This window comes from Pseudomonas sp. BRM28, from assembly GCF_002939405.1.
GTDB lineage: Bacteria > Pseudomonadota > Gammaproteobacteria > Pseudomonadales > Pseudomonadaceae > Aquipseudomonas > Aquipseudomonas palmensis.
Map to the genome: position 1 here is coordinate 836,423 of NZ_PEFV01000001.1, position 16,747 is coordinate 853,169.

The following is a 16,747-nucleotide window of genomic DNA, read 5'->3' on the forward strand; positions in this document are numbered from 1 at the left end:
AAGCCTGCAGACGTCTTTTTTCTATCTTTTGTGGGCCGCAAAAGTTTGAAAAAAGACTCGCAGGTACAGGGGCTCCTAGCAATCGATACCTTCAATGATTACTGTGCTGGCAAAGCCGACTCTCGAAGTACCGCGCAGTCTCTTTGTCGGTGCAGTAAAGGTAGCAACCCTTCATCCCGCGGGTCATCAACGTTCGGTATGTATTCTTGATGATCAGATCTGTTTCATTTTTCGCTAGGATAGGTCGCTCTTTCATCATTTTTTTCCAGCCGCGAATCGATTTATCGTGCTTGTCGCGCTCATCCGGAGATGTCACTACCTTACCGTCACGTACGACAAGATCTGGCCCGATGATCACCCCAATGTAGTCGACCTCCAAACCTTGGCAGGTATGGATGCAGCCAACCTGTTCGATGGAGTTTTCAGCGATGATCCATAGACTGCCATCCTGGTCCAGGTTCCATTGGCGTTTGTAGTCACCAATAACGATATCGGCAGCGGTGGAGTCTTTCTTGCTCAGCCAGGGCCAACAATATCCCGCGACCACACGAGCTTTGTTTCCGTGATTTTTCTCGTTGATTGCTTCATGCATCGCCTGGGGTGAGTCGAACACCTTAAACTCGTACTCTTGAGTCTCAAGCGTCGGATTTGCCGTCGAGCGAATGCCTAGCGTGTCATCCAACCATGCCAGGTAACCGTCAGAACCACTGCAGCGAAACTGCGAAGACAGCACGTGTTCTTCGACCACAGCGCCCTTGGCTTTTGCAAAGGAGCGTATCGCCTGCTTGCTGCCGATATCGTTCAAGGTTACACGCTGGTCTTCATCAATGAAGAAAATTGAGCATTTCGCTGAATCAATCAGCTCTTTGATCTGGTTCTCCCCAAGGTTTCCGTAAAGCCCGCTTTTCTCATTCAGCCGGTGAGCTTCGTCCACGATAAGCGCATCGAATGTGTTGGGTTCAGTGTCGATGAATGCCCCAGAGCCTGAAAAGAAATTCGAGAAATGGCTGCGCTTGATGGTGCCAACCAGTTTGCTTTCATAGACCTTGCGGGGGGCAGCATTCTTGGAGACGTATTTGCTCAACAGCTTCAATCCGGTCAGCCTCACCAGCAGATTGATAGCTAGCACAGTTTTCCCAGTGCCGGGTCCCCCTTCGATGATCAGCACCTTTGGCGTCTCCCCCGATGCCTCGCTTGCCGCTGCGAGCACCGACTCGAAAACTGCCTTCTGATCATCAATCAATACGAACTCAGGATTGCCTTTCATCAGTCCGCTCAGGGCTTCGGCTAGCGCTTTTGACGGGCGTATTTTTCCATCGGACAGTTCGTAAAGGACCTCTTTGTTGTCGCCGTGAGCAATGTGAGCTTTCAGAAAGCTTCGCAGCTTGCTGAGCTCTTCAGGGCCTTTCAGAAACAGTGGAGCTTTGCTGATATGAGGCTCGTAGTGCGCTGAGTCTATGATGCCGTCGCTGACGTAGTTATGAAGGTAGGCACAGGGACGGGTCTCGATGCTTTTGTCGTACACAGCCTCGTTGAAGCCTTCGTGCAGCGCTGCATATGACCATACTTGATAGGACGGGTGAATAGTTTCAACGAGGCCGCGCACCAAGCGCCGTTTTGACGATGGCGTCCTTGGTCGTGGCGTTGGCTTTGCTCCATTGCTTCAACTCGATCAATACAGCTTTTTTTGCTTGGTTTTCGTCGCGCCCGGTGAGTAGAAAATCGATCCGTTTCGACGACTGCGGAATGTGCAATTCGATGGCCAAGCCTGCGTCGTTAGGCAAGCCTTCATCTCTAAGGACCTTGGCCATGTACGTAAGCGATCCTTGCCACGACCTGATTTCCGAACTGCCAACGTTCTTGCCGGTAGCTTCCTTGTAGTGTCTGAGGATCACCTCCTCGATATCATCGTTATCGTTGTCTTTTAGAAATTGCTGTTTGGTCGCAGCGTAAACGATCACGGGGTGTCCTTAGATTCGAGTTGTTCAGAGTCGGTCGTACTTTTTGCTGCTGCTTCTGGCTTTATCCACGGGATACTTCTGGCCGTTCGAGGCGAGTTTCCTTGTCACCGCCTCGTTGAGGTCGATGCCGAGCACGCTACTCAAACGGACCAGATACATCAGTACGTCCGCCAATTCGTCTTTTACGGCTGATCCGATTTCGGGGTCCTTGGCTACAGAGAGCGAATCGGTATCACTCATCCATTGGAAAATCTCGCACAGCTCTCCTACCTCGCCAGTGAGCGCCAAGATGAGATTTTTTGGGGAGTGGAACTGCTGCCAGTCGCGATCATCTGCGAAACGCTGGAGGGATGCGGCAAGCTGCACTACGTCAACCAGTGGCGCGGATGAGCTGTCTGAGTCACGCACGGGGCTATCTCTTGAGTATCGGGAGGGCAAAAAATGTGTATGAAATCTGGCTGAAGATTGTAAGAGTTTTCGCCGCTTGCACAGCTTTTTGTTTTTCTTCTCACACATTCTTTGCCGGCCGCATTGTTTGCTTGTCAGTTCCGGCGAAGCTGTAGCTCAAAAATCTCAGAGCTCTGCAAAATTGCTGGCGTACTTACTGAATCGCAGGCACAAAAAAAGACGTCCGTGGACGTCTTTTTTTGATCATTTGGTGGGCCGGGGTAATCTGAAACTGGTTGGTATCTATCTGTTTTGGTTAGTAAAAAATTGTTTGGTCAGTTTACTTGGAATACCAGTTGGAACGCTGGGTGCTCTGGATTCTGATGGACGGTGTATTTTGAGCTCCGCCCCATCAATGATTCGGGATCGAATTCATCAAGAAAATGGTCGTGAAAAAATTAGACATGGCTGTTGAAAAGTTGCTTTTGATCGTAACGCGCCACCCCCGCCAGACTGATTCGCATAATCTTTTGGAGGGTTTGGAAATTGACTGCTGCAAGGTGACTAAGCTCAGCTTGCTGTAGGCTGATCCATGGGACCGAACGGGTCGGAGTAATTGGGCCAAGAGACGTACTTTTGAGTGCAGTCCGGGATCGTTTCAAGAAGCCAGTTCATCCCCGCTTCTGGTCCGCGTATTCCGCACTCCCAGAGCTCGATCACTCGCCAGCCTGACCTCAGCAGTTCATCTCGGTTTCTGATATCACGCTTCACATTTTGATCGAATTTCGTCTGCCAAAAGTCCTCACGGGTCTTTGGTTTCGTGGCGTATCTGCAGCTCGGATGCCTGTGCCAGAAGCAGCCATGAACAAAGATGCAGACACGATGACGAGCGAGTACGAGATCGGGTCTGCCGGGAAGATTTCGCTGATGCAAGCGATACCTGAAGCCTTGTCGATGAAGCAGCTTCCTGACCTTCATTTCCGGCGATGTATCGCTACCGCGGATGCCCGCCATCATTCGAGACCTGACTTCTCTGCTGACTATGTCCATGCCCCCCCCAAAAAAATCATCTTGTCCCTGTCTCAGGATACCTCCCTGGAAAAACTTTTCCGCTTCGTGAGCCAATTTGAATCTTGGATTTCTTCGCAGGTCTGTAGGGCTCCGTGAAGGAGTTGTCTCATCAGGCAATGGTAAACGACTAGAGATCGTCGCTTAGGTCGAGACGGACCCCGTTGCCCGTGAACCTTGAGGTTAAGGGCATTCTTCGCTGGTTGGGGCTGGCAGGCTATGAAGATTCCCCCAGCCTGCGCAGGCGACACCTCGCGGCATTTTCATTACACTCTGACACGATGTAACATTTGGCGCCCGGTTGACGATTCGTCTATCGGGCTGCGCCGCGTGGCCTGAACAGGCCTGAGCCGCCGTCCTACTGCGCTCCGTGCAGCTGGTCTTGGCGCATGTTCCCTATGAGAGATACTGGATGTCCATCCAAACCGAGCTGCGCAAATCGCAGCCCAGCAGTACCTATGAAGAGCCCATTACCCCAGCTGAGGCCCTGTCCCCCTCGACTGGCAAGAATTCCTGTGCCTCCACTTCAGACGACGAGCTTATCCGCAGCAAGCTGCAGCGTATCCAAGAAGGCGGCGAAATCCGCTACATGGACATGTTCGCAGGCTGTGGCGGCATATCTCTTGGCTTCCTGACCGCAGGATTCACACCGGTCGCATCGATCGAAATGGACCCGTGGGCTGCGAAGTCGCACGGAGCCAACTTCGGCTCGCGCTCAGTTGGGGGTGACAAGGAAGCGCACCACACCCCGCGCGACGCGGTAACCGAGACTGCTGACTCCGTCTTCGGCGATCTCGGGCTTCAGGGCGCCACGGACCGTCAGATCGATGTCCTCGTCGGCGGGCCACCGTGTCAGGCGTTCGCCCGTGTAGGTCGGGCGAAGCTCCGCGAGCAAGCGCGCCTCCGCGAAGAGGTGACCGCAGATCAGGCCTTCCTGGTGGATGGGCGGGTCAGTTTGTGGGAGCGGTACGTCGCATTCATCCGGGCGACGAAGCCTGTTGCGCTTCTGATGGAGAACGTGCCAGACATCCTCAACCATGGCGGCACCAATGTTGCCGAGCTCGTCTCCAAAAGCCTTGCCGAAGAAGGCTACGACGTATCCTACACACTGCTGAATTCCGTCTGGTATGGCGTTCCGCAGATGCGGGAGCGCATGATACTGGTCGGCTTCCATCGTTCGACCGGTATCAAACCAAGATTCCCGGTGCCAACGCACCATTTGGTTCTGCCATCCGGCTACACCAGCTCCAAGAATGCTGCGAGGCGGGTTATCAAAGCCGAAGGCTCGGAGCACCACCGCTGGATTCCCGATCCAGCTCCCGACTCTCCCGCGGCCACATCGGCTTCTGATGCGCTGGCAGATCTGCCGCACTTGTACGCGGAAGAAATGCTTCGCTCGGGTGCCATTCGTCGCGGGGCGAAAGACCCGTCAGAACCTGTCGAATACACAGCGAAAAATCCGTCGACTGCCTATTCGCGCCTGATGCGGGAGTGGCACGGATTTACGACCAAGTCCACGACTGGCCATGTATTCCGGTATCTGCCGCGCGACTACAAGATCTTCGCCGAGATTCAGCCTGGCTGGGAGTACCCACAGGTGCATGCTTATGTAGAGCAGAAAATTGCGAGCTGGCTTGCCGACCGCAGGAAACTCGGTTTGCCCACCGACCCGAGACACGCAGACGTCAGCACATACATCTCTTCTTGGCGCATCCCTTATGACCCGGGAAAGTTTCCCAACAAGTGGTGGAAGCTTCGGGCCGATGCTCCGGTACGTACGCTAATGGCGCACCTCGGCAAGGACTCTTATTCCCACATCCACTTCGACTCGGAACAGGCACGCACCATCACCGTCCGTGAGGCTGCGCGGCTCCAGTCATTCCCGGACGGCTTTGTTTTCAAAGGATCGATGAACCCGGCATTCAAGCAGATTGGCAACGCCGTACCACCACTGTTTGCCTATGCAATCGCTCGTGGAATGAGGGAGTGCTTGGGGGCACCGGAGACTCAGGATATGCGGGTGGCATTGTTCGATTTGGAGCAATCACAGATCAAGACGACAGAGGGTAGGAAGTGAAGTTCACCATTCTCCGACTGCTTACTCATTCTGAACTCGGCATGTTTCATGAGTACCGCCGCCAGGGGAAAGAACGCGCCAAACAGCGTTCCATCAATTTCGACTGGGACGTCGTCGGCAAGGTTTTTCCTTCAGCAGAAAGCCCGGACACCATTCCAATCACCTGCCGTCGTCTCGAAGACGAAGGCACGGTGGTTGAGATCGATTCATGGCTCAAGAGGCAGCACAAAAATTGGAGATTCGAAGGCGATTGCCCGAAGAGCTCCTTCTACAGTTTCGTTGACCCAGGCGTCCTGTTCGCGATGGTAGTTGACGCCTCGAGCACCCCAGCCAAGGCATCTTGGGTTGTCATCCCGGCAGATCACCCAGCTCGCTCTTCGATCCTGAACCATGGAGAGAGCGCCCAGCTTGGTAAATCCGCAATGATTGCGTTGTACGGCGAGGAAGGCCAGCACTGCCAAGCAGTGCTCTCGGATCAATTCCCGGAGCTATTCAAGGAGGCAGAAAAAGTGTCCGAGACGTCACAAAATGAAAACGACAACATCCGCAACGATGACGACGCCGCACCGGACCCGCTCGGTCTCTTCAAGATCCTGGCTCGTGCCGGACACAGCCTGCCAAGCGCCGTGGCCGATCTGGTGGACAACAGCCTGTCGCATGGTGCTCGGGAAATCGACATCACCTTCCCGAATCCCAATACGGGCGGCCGGTGGATGTGCATTCGTGACGACGGCACGGGCATGACTCCATCGGGTCTGCGCGACGCCATGAAGATCGGGCACCAGCGTGAGTATGACGACGGCGATCTGGGCAAGTTCGGCTATGGGCTTAAGGGGGCAGCTTGGTCCCAGGCTGATCGACTGACGGTCGTCTCTAAAGCTTCCGGAAGCGAGAGCACGACACTCACGTGGGACAAGGAGCATCTTGCTAAGACACGCCGCTGGGAGCTTCTGAGCGATCCTGTAGCTCCCGAGCATGCCTCGGCAGTGGACATCGGCGACTCGGGCACGGCCGTGCTGCTTACGCAGATGCGCCCCTCGATGGAGCCTGTGAGAGGCAAAGCAGATTCTCTCTATGCGCAGGAGCTCGCTGCCATCAAGTCGCACCTCGAACTGGTCTTCCACCGGTATCTTGAAGGCAAGGCGCGCGGGCGCGAGAAGGTAGTCATCCGGATGAACGATGACGTTCTGCGTGGCAATAACCCTATGGGGCACCCGCTGACGAAAGAGTTCGACCAGCATCGCATCGAGCTTCCCGGCGCTTCTCCGGACAAGACGCCTGTCCTCTATGTTCGTGCGTACGTCACTCCAAACGAGGCAGAGCTTGACGAGTACACCAGGGACCTGTCTCCGTTGGTACAGCGCGTCGAACGAGACCGCCACTCCCTCAATGGCCGCGCAAACGATGCTCAGGGCCTATACTTCTATCGACTTGACCGCCTCATCAAATGGGGCGGCTGGGAAGATCTCTTCGCCAAGGATGAGCACACCAAGCTGATTCGTGTCGCAGTCGACTTTGACAGGCTGGCAGATGAGCAACTGCAGGTAGATATCAGCAAGCAGCTCATTCGCCTGCCCTATGCGATCACCAAGCCCCTCGGAGATCTGCTGAAGGCCCCTCGTGCAGCAGCCCGCGCCCGTTACAACAAGAAGGAAAAAACTGCGCCGGCTCCGAAAGGTGTCGGAAAGACTGTCTTGCCCGCCGACACACCAGCGCCAGGCGGCTTCATGCCTCCAACGACAACAGCGGGAGGCACTCCCGTGGCCGCACCTGTTCTGGCCTCGGCAACAAAGAAGGACAGAGCTTCAATCCGCCTTGTCAGCAGCGGCGACAAACCATGGCAACGCAAGACCGGGTTCAAGGGGGAGGAAGTTGAGGTCACCCCACTGATGCCGACGCTGGTCACGCTCGTGCAGCTCATCGACAAGGATGCCGAGGTCAAAACGGCTCTGTCTGAATTCCTTCGCGCATTGGAGTCGGCCGGAGTTCCGGACCAGCTGACGGACAAGGTCTGATGAACGTCCGGCTTCCGCTTCCCCTTACACTGAAGCCCAGGCTGGCACTGTGGACTGATGCAACCACCTGGACCAATTGGTCTCGGCATGAATCCTATCTGCGCGCCCAGCCCAAATGGAAGCCGCACCAGATTGCGTCGGTCGCAGAAGAGTCACTGCGGATCATCTCGAAGACCACACCGGTAGATCGCCCGGAGTTTCAGTGCCGCGGTCTGGTCGTCGGCTACGTACAGTCCGGCAAGACCGCCAACTTCACGGCCGTCGCAGCGCGTGCAGCCGATGTCGGCTACCGTCTGATCATTGTTCTTTCAGGCATTCACGATTCACTGCGGAACCAGACGCAGAAACGCCTGGATCTGGAGCTGACCGGGACCGGAGTAGATTGGATCTCGCTAACCGATGAGGCATCAGACTTTCGTGAGCCGGAGGTGGCCGACGGATTCGCATCTACCGGTACCGTTCTGATCGTTGCGAAGAAGATCACCCCCATCCTTAAACGGCTCAACCAGTGGTTCGGTAAACTCGAAGGCCGGCTCGCTGATGTACCGGTTCTTCTCATTGATGACGAAGCCGATCAGGCCTCCATCAATACACGCGGAAATCGGCGCGACCCCAGTATCGACACCGACACCGAACCTGATGACGACACGGCCCCGTCACTGACCAACGCCCTGATTCGCGACATCCTCAGAAAAATTCCGCGGGCCACATACATCGCCTACACGGCTACACCATTCGCCAACATTCTCATCGACCCAGACGCTAGTGATAGCCAAGTAGGCGAAGACCTGTTTCCCAAGGACTTCGTCGTGCAGCTTCCGAGGCCTGACGGCTACACGGGCACGGAAGAGCTTTTCGGCGTCAGCTCGCAGGGGCGCGATGTAATGCGCCCCGTAGACGCTGCGGATGTGAAAGCTTTGAAGCCGAAGCAACGCAAAAGGAGCGAAGCAATTGTTGCTCGCGGCCCGCTGGATCTTCCACAGTCGCTTGCCGATGCCCTCCTGACCTTCGCGCTTGCTGGCGCCATCAGACTGCAGCGCGGCCAGGTGGGTAAGCCGAATACTATGCTGGTGCACGTATCACGGCTCCAGCAGGACCAGTTGAGTGTTGGGGAGGCGATCGAGGAGCAGATTCGTAACTGGTTCCAGCATGAGAACGCCGAGCCCGGTGTGCTCAAACAGATGTTCCGATCAACGCTCGCAGGGCTGGGGCAGGTAGATCTGCCTTGCAGCGTAGAGGTTCTACTGGAAGAGGCAGTGACTAACTTAGCCCGGTTAGTGGTGGTTGTGCTCAATAGCACGACGGGCGACGAACTTGATTACGAAGCCAAGCCTGGACGGCAGCTCGTTGCGGTAGGTGGCAATAGGCTGTCGCGCGGATTGACGCTTGAGGGACTAACGATTGCATACTTCCTGCGGACTACAACGCTGGCAGATGCTCTGCTGCAGATGGCCCGCTGGTATGGTTTCAGGGCTGGCTATGAAGACCTGATCCGTATCTGGACCACCGAAGGCATCGCTCAGTGGTTCGTGGAGCTGGCGCTGGTCGAAGAATCCCTGCGGGACTCCATTACAGCACTCAACAAGGCCGGCCGCAGACCTGACCAGATGGCCATCCGGATGCGCGCCCATTCAAAGCTACTGCTCACGAGTAAGAACAAGAGCAGGATGCAGATGGACGATGCGCGGTCATGGTCTGGCGAGAACCCGCAGACGATCCTGTTTCCCATGCAAGATCGGGAAATGCTGGAGCGGAACGTGGACCTTGCGTCTGCCCTGCTGCGACAGCATCCCCCGACACAGGATGCATACGGCGGCGCCATAGCACACGATGTACCGGCCGAGCACATCGCACTGTTCCTGAGGCGTTATGAAGGGCACCCGAACAGCATTGCATTTCAGGGCGCGGAGATTGCCGACTGGATCCTGGAGCGAGCTGAAAAGGGAGAGCTCACGAACTGGACCGTGTTCGTAGCCAACCCGGATCGGGAACGACAGGTACTCCTGGGTGGAAGGCCTTTCGGCCTTGTTCGGCGTTCGTTGCAGGCCAACGAGTCGATCGGCATCCTGATCGATCCACGCCATGAAGGTGTCGACCTGCATGGCGGACCGGAGAACTACCGCGTTGGTTCAGGGTTCAATGCACGAGCAATGCGCGAGGACCGACCCGTACAACAGGGCCTGCTTCTGCTCTACCCCCTCGATCCCGAACCGCTCCGCGCGCCAACGCAGACAGTGCTGGGCCTCGCACTGTCGCTGCCACGCACTACGGACGGTGAACAACGGTTTGTTGTAAACCGTGGGGTACGCAATGTTTGAGATCACACAGGACCGCTGGGCAAGTCTGCGCGAGCAGCGCCTTCCACACGAGGATATTTACGAGCAGGCCGCTGAAGACCTGGAGGCGGCCCTGATAGGAGTGTCAGACGACGGACGTCTGCACCTGATGCTGGCCATCGATATTGCCCCGCAGAAACTACCGCCGGATCTGCAGAGCCTTCAGGTGCGCATCCTGGAGGGCGGACAGATTTGGTTGGACGTTTCCGCACGCAGCCACCACGAAGAGCTACTTACGCTGGTAGCCAATAAGGTCATCCACGCTATTTGCATTGAAGGCCGCGATCCTGCTATCTCGGTTGAACGTATCATCGACGATATGCGTGCGGCTTTGCGCCCGCTTGCACTTGACCTGAGTGCGGCAGAGCAGATCGGTCTTTTCGGCGAGCTCTGGGTGCTGTCCAATGTGCTGCTCCCGACCATCGGGCCGCGCGTCAGTCACCTTTGGAGCGGGCCTGAAGGCGAACGTCATGATTTCATCGGCCAGGGAGTTCACGTTGAAGTGAAAACCACCACGCGATCAGAACCGAAGCACGAAATATCCCGTCTCGATCAGCTGAAAGCGCCCACCAGCAAGCGCCTCCTGTTTGTCAGCGTTATGCTAGAGCGCAGTCTGGGTGGCGATGAAACGCTTGCAGACCGCGTCGATGAAATTCGGAAGAAGCTGGTGTCCGATGGGCATGCTCTAGATGTTTTCGACTCACGCTTGGCACAACTCGGCTGGCACGAGGGCCTACGACAGACAGGTGCTCTTCTCCGGTTCACATTCCGCGATGTCCATGTCTTTGAAGTTGCCGGAAACTTCCCCAGGCTCCCCGATGACTACGTGCCGCCACTCGGTGTGACCGGCATTAAGTACAGCATCAATGTCGGCAGCCTGCCGTCCCTCGACGTATTGGAAGTTCAGGAGGTTCTTCTAACCGCCTGATGGGCGCGAGGGCAGCAGGCAACTGTCACCGTTGCCGCAACCAAGCATGTGGTGGGGAATGAATGGAACCAAATCCTTGTTTCATCTTGGGATGCATGACAGCCATGCAGAGCTAGTATTCTGGCAGCAATCCCAAGCTATTCAATGTGGCAGATTAGTCGAACAGCTCGCCGCTGTAGGTCTTACGGTGATATTCCTGAACTCCGTCTACCGAGTTCAGATAGTCGATTAGCTCTTTTAGAGCGATGACATAGAATTTAGTTGTTGTGGAGTTTAAAATGTGAGTAATTCCATGGTAGTCTCGCAGGTGCAAGTTGTCCAAGTCTAATAACGAAACGACATCATAATTACGGTGACATTCCGAGCCTAACTCCCAGGCGATAGCGAGATGGATTTCTTTTTCGCTTTTGTATTCGGACTCAAATTCGCGAATTAGCGCATCAATATTGAATTTGTACTCAAGGATTTTTGGAGGGCTAGTGTACTCTTTGTTGTACTGAAGCTGTTGAACTCCCAGTGGGTTGTTTTCTTTGTCATACTCATGGTTGGGTAAAGGGTCTCTAATAATAAACTTAAAAACTCCATCGTACTGCTGGGTCTGGCTGGTGGCCAATAATTTGATCCCTCGAATAACTCCGCCAGCAACTAACTGATTGAATAGTACAATCACGTCTTGCTCTGATACAGGCTCGGATGTTATTGAGATTTCATTTGTGGGTGCAAAGAAATTCTTGTTTGTGAGGCTCAATGGTCGTTCTATTTCATGGGCTTCTTGCGCTCGGACCCAGTCGTGAAGGGACCCTTCCCTAGTTATATCGTTCTTGGCGCCTGTATCTATTCTTAGGAGGCGACGCCATTTCTGGAAACGTTTCACTATCTCAACTGAAATATGTTCTGCAGCCTCTTTCAGTTCAGGTTGAAAACCTTTCCGTCCTAAATCTGGATCTGCATCTACAAAGTGAACAATGACATGGCACTGGTTCTGGTGGCCAATGTTAGAGGTCAGTGGGATTGTGATCAATTCACCCTGTATCATCTGATTGTTAGCAAGCTGTAGGCCACCTTTCAAGACTCTGTACTGTTTTCTTAGCTTTGCAAGCTCGTCATTGAATTGATCCCAAATAGACGTAGAATAAGCAAAGTAGCCGTATGCTGAAATCTGATATTGATTGATTAGAGAGTTAAACTTATCGCTGGGTGATAACAGGGAAAGCAAATCGTCAGGGCTAAAGAATTCATAAATTCCATTCGCCTTCAGATATTTCATAGGAAGGTTGGATGAATCTTTTCCCTGGGCTTGAAGCTTTTTCTGAACTTCCAGTACGTCTTTTAGATTGACGCTGGCGCTTAATTTTGTATGTGGATATATATAACTGCAGCTTTGCTCGGGTAGAACTGAGACTTCGCCCTGCTTGTTTTTGACTGTGAGCTGGAATTTAATCTTTGAGCTTTCTGATGCAAATGTTATTGCGCCGAGTGGGGTTTTAATAAGCAGTAGGTACAACCATTGTTCGGCAGTAGTGGCTGAGTACCAGGATAGATCTTTCGGTCGAGTGCTGGATCCTCCAAATTTTATTTTGAACGTAGATCCCCTTGTTACTTCTGCGAACGCTGGGTCAGTAATCTCCGAGGATGTAACCATTGGGCGCGTAACCGTGCCGTGAAAGTCCTCTACCCAGTCCCGACCCTTCAAAAGCTCTCCATGGAACGTATGGCCGGAAACTTTTGTGCCAAACTGTAGGTAGTCGAAGCCATAGCCTATGTAGGTAGCTCCAACTCCTTTATTACCCCTTGTTTGCCCCCCATTTTTAAATGAAATATTTGGAGCAAGGAATGATTTAAATTCTTTTTCGTTGAATCCAATGCCATTGTCAGTTATGGAAAAAGAATTTTCCTCAAGATTTATGGTCAGCCAAAGCTTGGGGATGTAGCCTGGCTCCTCAAGCTCAGTTGCGCGGCGGTCCACGGCATCCATCGCATTTTGAATGAGCTCGGAGAATGAGTCATACATACCAACGTAGGACTTTAAAATATTCTTGATTTCACGCTTCTTCGCAGCGAATAGGATCTCTGCATCCACATCTTGACCGCTGGTCAGCGGATCCCATGATTCTAGCTTCATAGCAGTCCCTTTAGGTCAGCAAATGATTGGATTCTGTCTCAAAGCCCAGCTTGAGAGCCCTGAAAGTTTCATTAGCAGGACGTTACCAGCGGGATAGACCTTCAAATATTAAAAAAATTAATCAGGATTTGCTCCGTCTATAGAATTAATTGTGAGATGCCGCTGGTTTTTTAGGTGCGTCCTCACCTATCTATGGTCGCAGGATGTCCTCCATGAAGGGCAGCCCAGGTGGTGACAGCAGACGGTTTCAGTCAGGGGTTGAAAACCCATGACTTGTCTAGACGACGAGCGAGTAGCCTGACAGTCAGCAAGTAGTAGTATCGCGTAGCGTCGCTGCGGTGGCTTAAGCGATGCTCAAGAAACCAAGCCACATGCTTTCTCTGCCAACCCCAAGGTGTTTCTCGCTGCCAGCGCTTTGCGATGTCAGCCTGGATGATATTCGCTTGGCGCACATGACGCTGTCGGGTTGCGTGCGAGCCGGTCAGCACTCCAGCCAAGAACAGTTGCATGTCGAATTGCTTACTCATCTCCGCCCACCGATGTAGGCAGCGACCACGTCAATCCGTCCATGGCCAAGTTCATGGCTGATTTGCCTTCGGGCCTCACGATCTAGGTGCCTATCGACCTGGAAACATTGGCCGCCGTTGATAGGTGCGCAGAGCTGGGTGATTTGCTCATAGCGTTCACATGCGTACGCCGCTCGCAGTTCATGGAATCCCTTAAGGTTGTGTGCATGCAGGACGGCCCGCGCAGGGCGAATGATTTCTCGCAGAACATTCAGGTAGCTTTCGTGTGGCGCAATCAGGTTGCGGCTACCCGGAGGTGACACCTTCTGTGCAAACCTAAGTGCGTCACGTATATGCTCATCCACCGTAATCCAACGGGGGGCAGAGGCTCCGGCGCGGCCGCCTTTGGTGCCATCCTGAATGTTAATCCTGCCTATCTCTCTAACCTTACGGCTCAACCGTGGCAGGTCTGCCAAAATAGCCTCACGCAAGCGCATGCCGGTTGCTCGTGCCAACAGAACGATCGCTGCAGCCCTTAGCAGATCGTGGCGGCAAAGCGCATCGACGATCTGCTTAACCTGTTCGCGGTCTTGGCCCTGCGGCACTGAGTCTCGTACCCAGGTGCGCTGCTTACCCAACGCCTTACTCGGACTGGGCAATTTCACATACTGATCACCGCGAAGCGCCGCCATGGTCCTGTTAACGCTGGATAGCCGGTTTTGTGCGGTGCTGACGGCGAGTCCTCCACGCCGAACCAGGTCGCGCAGATACGCCGCATAGCCGGCCAACACTTTGCGATCAATCTGCCGCGCATCATTGATGCCGGGCCCCTGTTCGGAGCGGCACCACCTCACGAATGCCAACCATCGATCACTGTGCGCCTTGACCGTGCCGTAGTGGCCGCCGCCGAACATGTCTTTCAGCGCTTGCGGCCCTGCGTAGCTCAATTGCCTGCCATAGCCGAAAATACGGCCATCGCGTCTACCTACCAATGCCATGTCGGTCACCTCATCTACCGTTCTCCGATCCTCGCCCCACGTCATCCCGCCAAGAATGCTGAGTGTTATCAGGGATCAAGTCCCCTGCGACCTGTGGGGATGTCCTCTAACGCGGGACTGGCGGCTCCTTACGACCGGGAGCAAGGGCATCTCATGATCTGGCCTCCTGATCACCGTTACCGGTGGGCGGGTGGAGGCTGCGTTGGTTGACGAGACCAGCGCCGCGAAATCCTGAGTCGGGTGAACGCAGCGGTGCGATGACCGGGCATGCCTGACTGTCAGTCAGGTGCAGTCCATTCCCTGGTCTGCGGTACCATCATCTACAGCGCTGTTGCTGGCGACATCGGCGTTTGTCACGCCGATTGTCACGAGGGGAATTGCCGCAAAGCCATGTGCGATCAGGGCTGCAGCAGTGGTAGAAGTGCCCGTCTCTTTCCAGAGAAAGAGACGGGCACAGGTTGGCGCAGGATTCGGCCAAGCGGATAGGTTGCTGCAGGGCAGCGCAAAGGAAGTGTCGTCTGGCGCACGAGGGCCATGATCTGAAGTAGGCATCCATCACCGGGAAGGTGACCGGGCGAGCTGCCGGATGCGAATCGCCCTTGGGGAGAACCACCGCGGGAGCGGCGTGACCTTTAAGGTTCGGGTCACCTGGGGTGCTGTCATCGACAGCTTGCACGGCCAGTTCTACGCCTGTGGATAAACCCGGTCAAGGGCCTACATTAGGCGCTCTTGGGGACATGAAAAGCGGTTATCCATTGGTGGAATTCTGTGGTAAATCCCGGACAACGTCGTGGCTTTTAGCTCTTCAAAGTGAGGTCCATCCAAACAGGGCGGCTTTGCAGCCCTGTTTGGATGGACCCGCGCTGAGACGCGGATGAGCGAGGCTGCTCGCCCTGAATCTTGAGCGCTCAGTTGCTGTCGCCGCCGTTATTGCGCCTGTACAGCGCTAGCGAATCGGCACCACATTCTTGTCTCTGACTTGGCCGTAGGCTGAGGCAAGCAGGCTGCCGGTGGCGGCTTTCTGGATGTACTCACTCCGCCAGGCCATCATCGGGCGCCGGCGCTCAATATAGTCGGCTCGGTTGTAGGCGCTGCGCACCTCATCCTTGTCGACGTGCGCCAGTGCCACTTCGATGAGCTCCGGGTCCCACCCATGCTCATTCAAGATGGTACTGGCCATCGAGCGCATGCCGTGGCTGACCAAGCGATCTTGGAAGCCCATGCGCTTCAACGCCATGTTGGCGGTTTGGCTATTAGCGTGGGTGCGCGGATTTCTGTCTGCCGGGAAGACGTATTCGCGATGGCCGCTGTGAGTCTTCAGTGACTCCAACAATGCGACGGTGTGATCACTCAACGGGATGCTGTGAGGGCGGCGCTTCTTCATCCGCTCCGGTGAAATAGTCCAGACACGCCTTTCAAAGTCGATGTCTGCCCAGCGAGTAGTTGCCGCCTCGGCGGGGCGAGTCATTGTGTGTAACTGCCATTCGATCAGGCAGCGGGTGGTGCGTTTGATGCTGGCGTTCGCGATCTCCAACATGAGCTCGGGGAGTTCTTCGGGCGGAAGCGCAGCCATGTTCTCTTTTTTGGGCTTCTTGAATACCGCCCTGATGCCGCTGAGTGGGTTGGCGAAGATCAGGCCTGAGTTCACGCCGTAGGTCATGATCTCGTTTAGCCGCTGGCTAAGACGTTTGACAGTCTCCAGGCTGCGTTTCGCTTCGATTGGGCGAAGCAATGCGATCACCATCGGAGCGGTGATCTTCGTCAGTGGCGTCGTCTTCAAATCGGGGAACACGTGCAGTGTGAGCGACCGCCAGATGTCCTCGGCGTAGGCCGGGGTGACTGAGTCTTTCTTGAGCTCGAACCAGGCGGTGGCCACGTTCTCGAAGGTGTGTTCCGTTTCTGCGCGCTTGGCTTCATTCAACGTATTGCGCTGCACCTTCGGATCGATGCCTTGGGCGAGCAGCTCGCGGGCTTCGACTGCCTTCTTTCGTGCGTTCGCCAGTGACAGTGCGGGTAGGTCCCGAAGCCGATGTTGATACGCTTCTTGGTCACCGGTTCGCGGTAGTTGAAATTCCACAGCAACGAGCCGTTGCTGCGTACTCGGAGCTGCAAACCGTCACCGTCTGTGAGGACGTAATCCTTGGGCGCGGGTTTGACTCCCTTGAGCTGTCGATCGGAGAGGCGGTGGTTTTGAGCAGGCATGAGATTGTCCTCAAGCACTGATTCGGTATTCCAAAGATTAGCGCCGGGTGAGGTGGAATACCGTCTGGAATACCCGAATGACTGGAACTCAAAAACTCTGAAAAGACCGCAAAAGCGCTGGAAGCCGCGTATTTACTGGATCGCAGG

The 16,747-nt window shown here is 54.9% G+C and carries 9 protein-coding genes and 2 pseudogenes; 4 read left to right on the forward strand and 7 right to left on the reverse strand.

Annotated elements, in window-relative coordinates; translation table 11 throughout:
• Positions 1-91 precede the first annotated feature (91 nt).
• The 3 genes and pseudogenes from CR917_RS03990 to CR917_RS04000 form a co-directional block, all read right to left on the reverse strand.
• Positions 92-1,961, reverse strand: a pseudogene (locus tag CR917_RS03990) (DNA/RNA helicase domain-containing protein).
• Positions 1,962-1,985: 24 nt separating this feature from the next.
• A complete protein-coding gene (locus CR917_RS03995; RefSeq protein WP_104571917.1) occupies positions 1,986-2,369 on the reverse strand; it encodes a nucleotide pyrophosphohydrolase in 384 nt (127 codons plus the stop codon).
• A 549-nt stretch (positions 2,370-2,918) separates the two neighbouring features.
• On the reverse strand, positions 2,919-3,398 hold the full coding sequence (locus tag CR917_RS04000; protein WP_104573140.1) for a very short patch repair endonuclease: 480 nt from the start codon (positions 3,396-3,398) through the stop codon (positions 2,919-2,921).
• 430 nt (positions 3,399-3,828) lie between these two features.
• On the opposite strand from CR917_RS04000, the gene CR917_RS04005 reads away from it, so the two are divergent.
• The 4 genes from CR917_RS04005 to CR917_RS04020 are packed head-to-tail and all read left to right on the forward strand — an operon-like array spanning position 3,829 to position 10,772.
• On the forward strand, positions 3,829-5,493 hold the full coding sequence (locus CR917_RS04005; protein ID WP_104571918.1) for a DNA cytosine methyltransferase: 1,665 nt from the start codon (positions 3,829-3,831) through the stop codon (positions 5,491-5,493).
• Complete coding sequence (locus CR917_RS04010; protein ID WP_256589617.1) at positions 5,490-7,508, forward strand: ATP-binding protein; 2,019 nt, start codon at positions 5,490-5,492, stop codon at positions 7,506-7,508. The genes CR917_RS04005 and CR917_RS04010 overlap by 4 nt, the downstream gene beginning before the upstream one ends.
• A complete protein-coding gene (locus CR917_RS04015; RefSeq protein WP_104571919.1) occupies positions 7,508-9,826 on the forward strand; it encodes a Z1 domain-containing protein in 2,319 nt (772 codons plus the stop codon). Before CR917_RS04010 ends, CR917_RS04015 begins: the two co-directional genes overlap by 1 nt.
• Positions 9,819-10,772 (forward strand): PD-(D/E)XK motif protein, encoded by a 954-nt coding sequence (locus CR917_RS04020; RefSeq protein WP_104571920.1) that lies wholly within the window; start codon positions 9,819-9,821, stop codon positions 10,770-10,772. Before CR917_RS04015 ends, CR917_RS04020 begins: the two co-directional genes overlap by 8 nt.
• 154 nt (positions 10,773-10,926) lie before the next feature.
• On the opposite strand, the gene CR917_RS04025 is transcribed toward CR917_RS04020, so the two are convergent.
• The 4 genes and pseudogenes from CR917_RS04025 to CR917_RS04045 all read right to left on the reverse strand — a co-directional run bounded on the left by CR917_RS04025 (position 10,927) and on the right by CR917_RS04045 (position 16,600).
• Positions 10,927-12,894, reverse strand: a complete 1,968-nt coding sequence (locus CR917_RS04025) for an ATP-binding protein (protein WP_104571921.1) — start codon at positions 12,892-12,894, stop codon at positions 10,927-10,929.
• 251 nt (positions 12,895-13,145) lie between these two features.
• Positions 13,146-13,421, reverse strand: a complete 276-nt coding sequence (locus CR917_RS04030) for a hypothetical protein (RefSeq protein WP_104571922.1) — start codon at positions 13,419-13,421, stop codon at positions 13,146-13,148.
• A complete protein-coding gene (locus CR917_RS04035) occupies positions 13,418-14,398 on the reverse strand; it encodes an integrase domain-containing protein (RefSeq protein WP_104573142.1) in 981 nt (326 codons plus the stop codon). Before CR917_RS04035 ends, CR917_RS04030 begins: the two co-directional genes overlap by 4 nt.
• A 946-nt stretch (positions 14,399-15,344) precedes the next feature.
• Positions 15,345-16,600: pseudogene (locus CR917_RS04045) on the reverse strand (integrase domain-containing protein).
• Positions 16,601-16,747 lie beyond the last annotated feature (147 nt).

What these genes read in the sequence shown, in the direction of transcription:
- CR917_RS04000 (WP_104573140.1), bottom strand. Translation starts at nt 3,398, where the DNA reads ATGGACATAGTCAGCAGAGAAGTCAGGTCTCGAATGATGGCGGGCATC.
- CR917_RS04005 (WP_104571918.1), top strand. Translation starts at nt 3,829, where the DNA reads ATGTCCATCCAAACCGAGCTGCGCAAATCGCAGCCCAGCAGTACCTAT.
- CR917_RS04015 (WP_104571919.1), top strand. Translation starts at nt 7,508, where the DNA reads ATGAACGTCCGGCTTCCGCTTCCCCTTACACTGAAGCCCAGGCTGGCA.
- CR917_RS04020 (WP_104571920.1), top strand. Translation starts at nt 9,819, where the DNA reads ATGTTTGAGATCACACAGGACCGCTGGGCAAGTCTGCGCGAGCAGCGC.
- CR917_RS04025 (WP_104571921.1), bottom strand. Translation starts at nt 12,894, where the DNA reads ATGAAGCTAGAATCATGGGATCCGCTGACCAGCGGTCAAGATGTGGAT.
- CR917_RS04030 (WP_104571922.1), bottom strand. Translation starts at nt 13,421, where the DNA reads ATGAGTAAGCAATTCGACATGCAACTGTTCTTGGCTGGAGTGCTGACC.
- CR917_RS04035 (WP_104573142.1), bottom strand. Translation starts at nt 14,398, where the DNA reads ATGGCATTGGTAGGTAGACGCGATGGCCGTATTTTCGGCTATGGCAGG.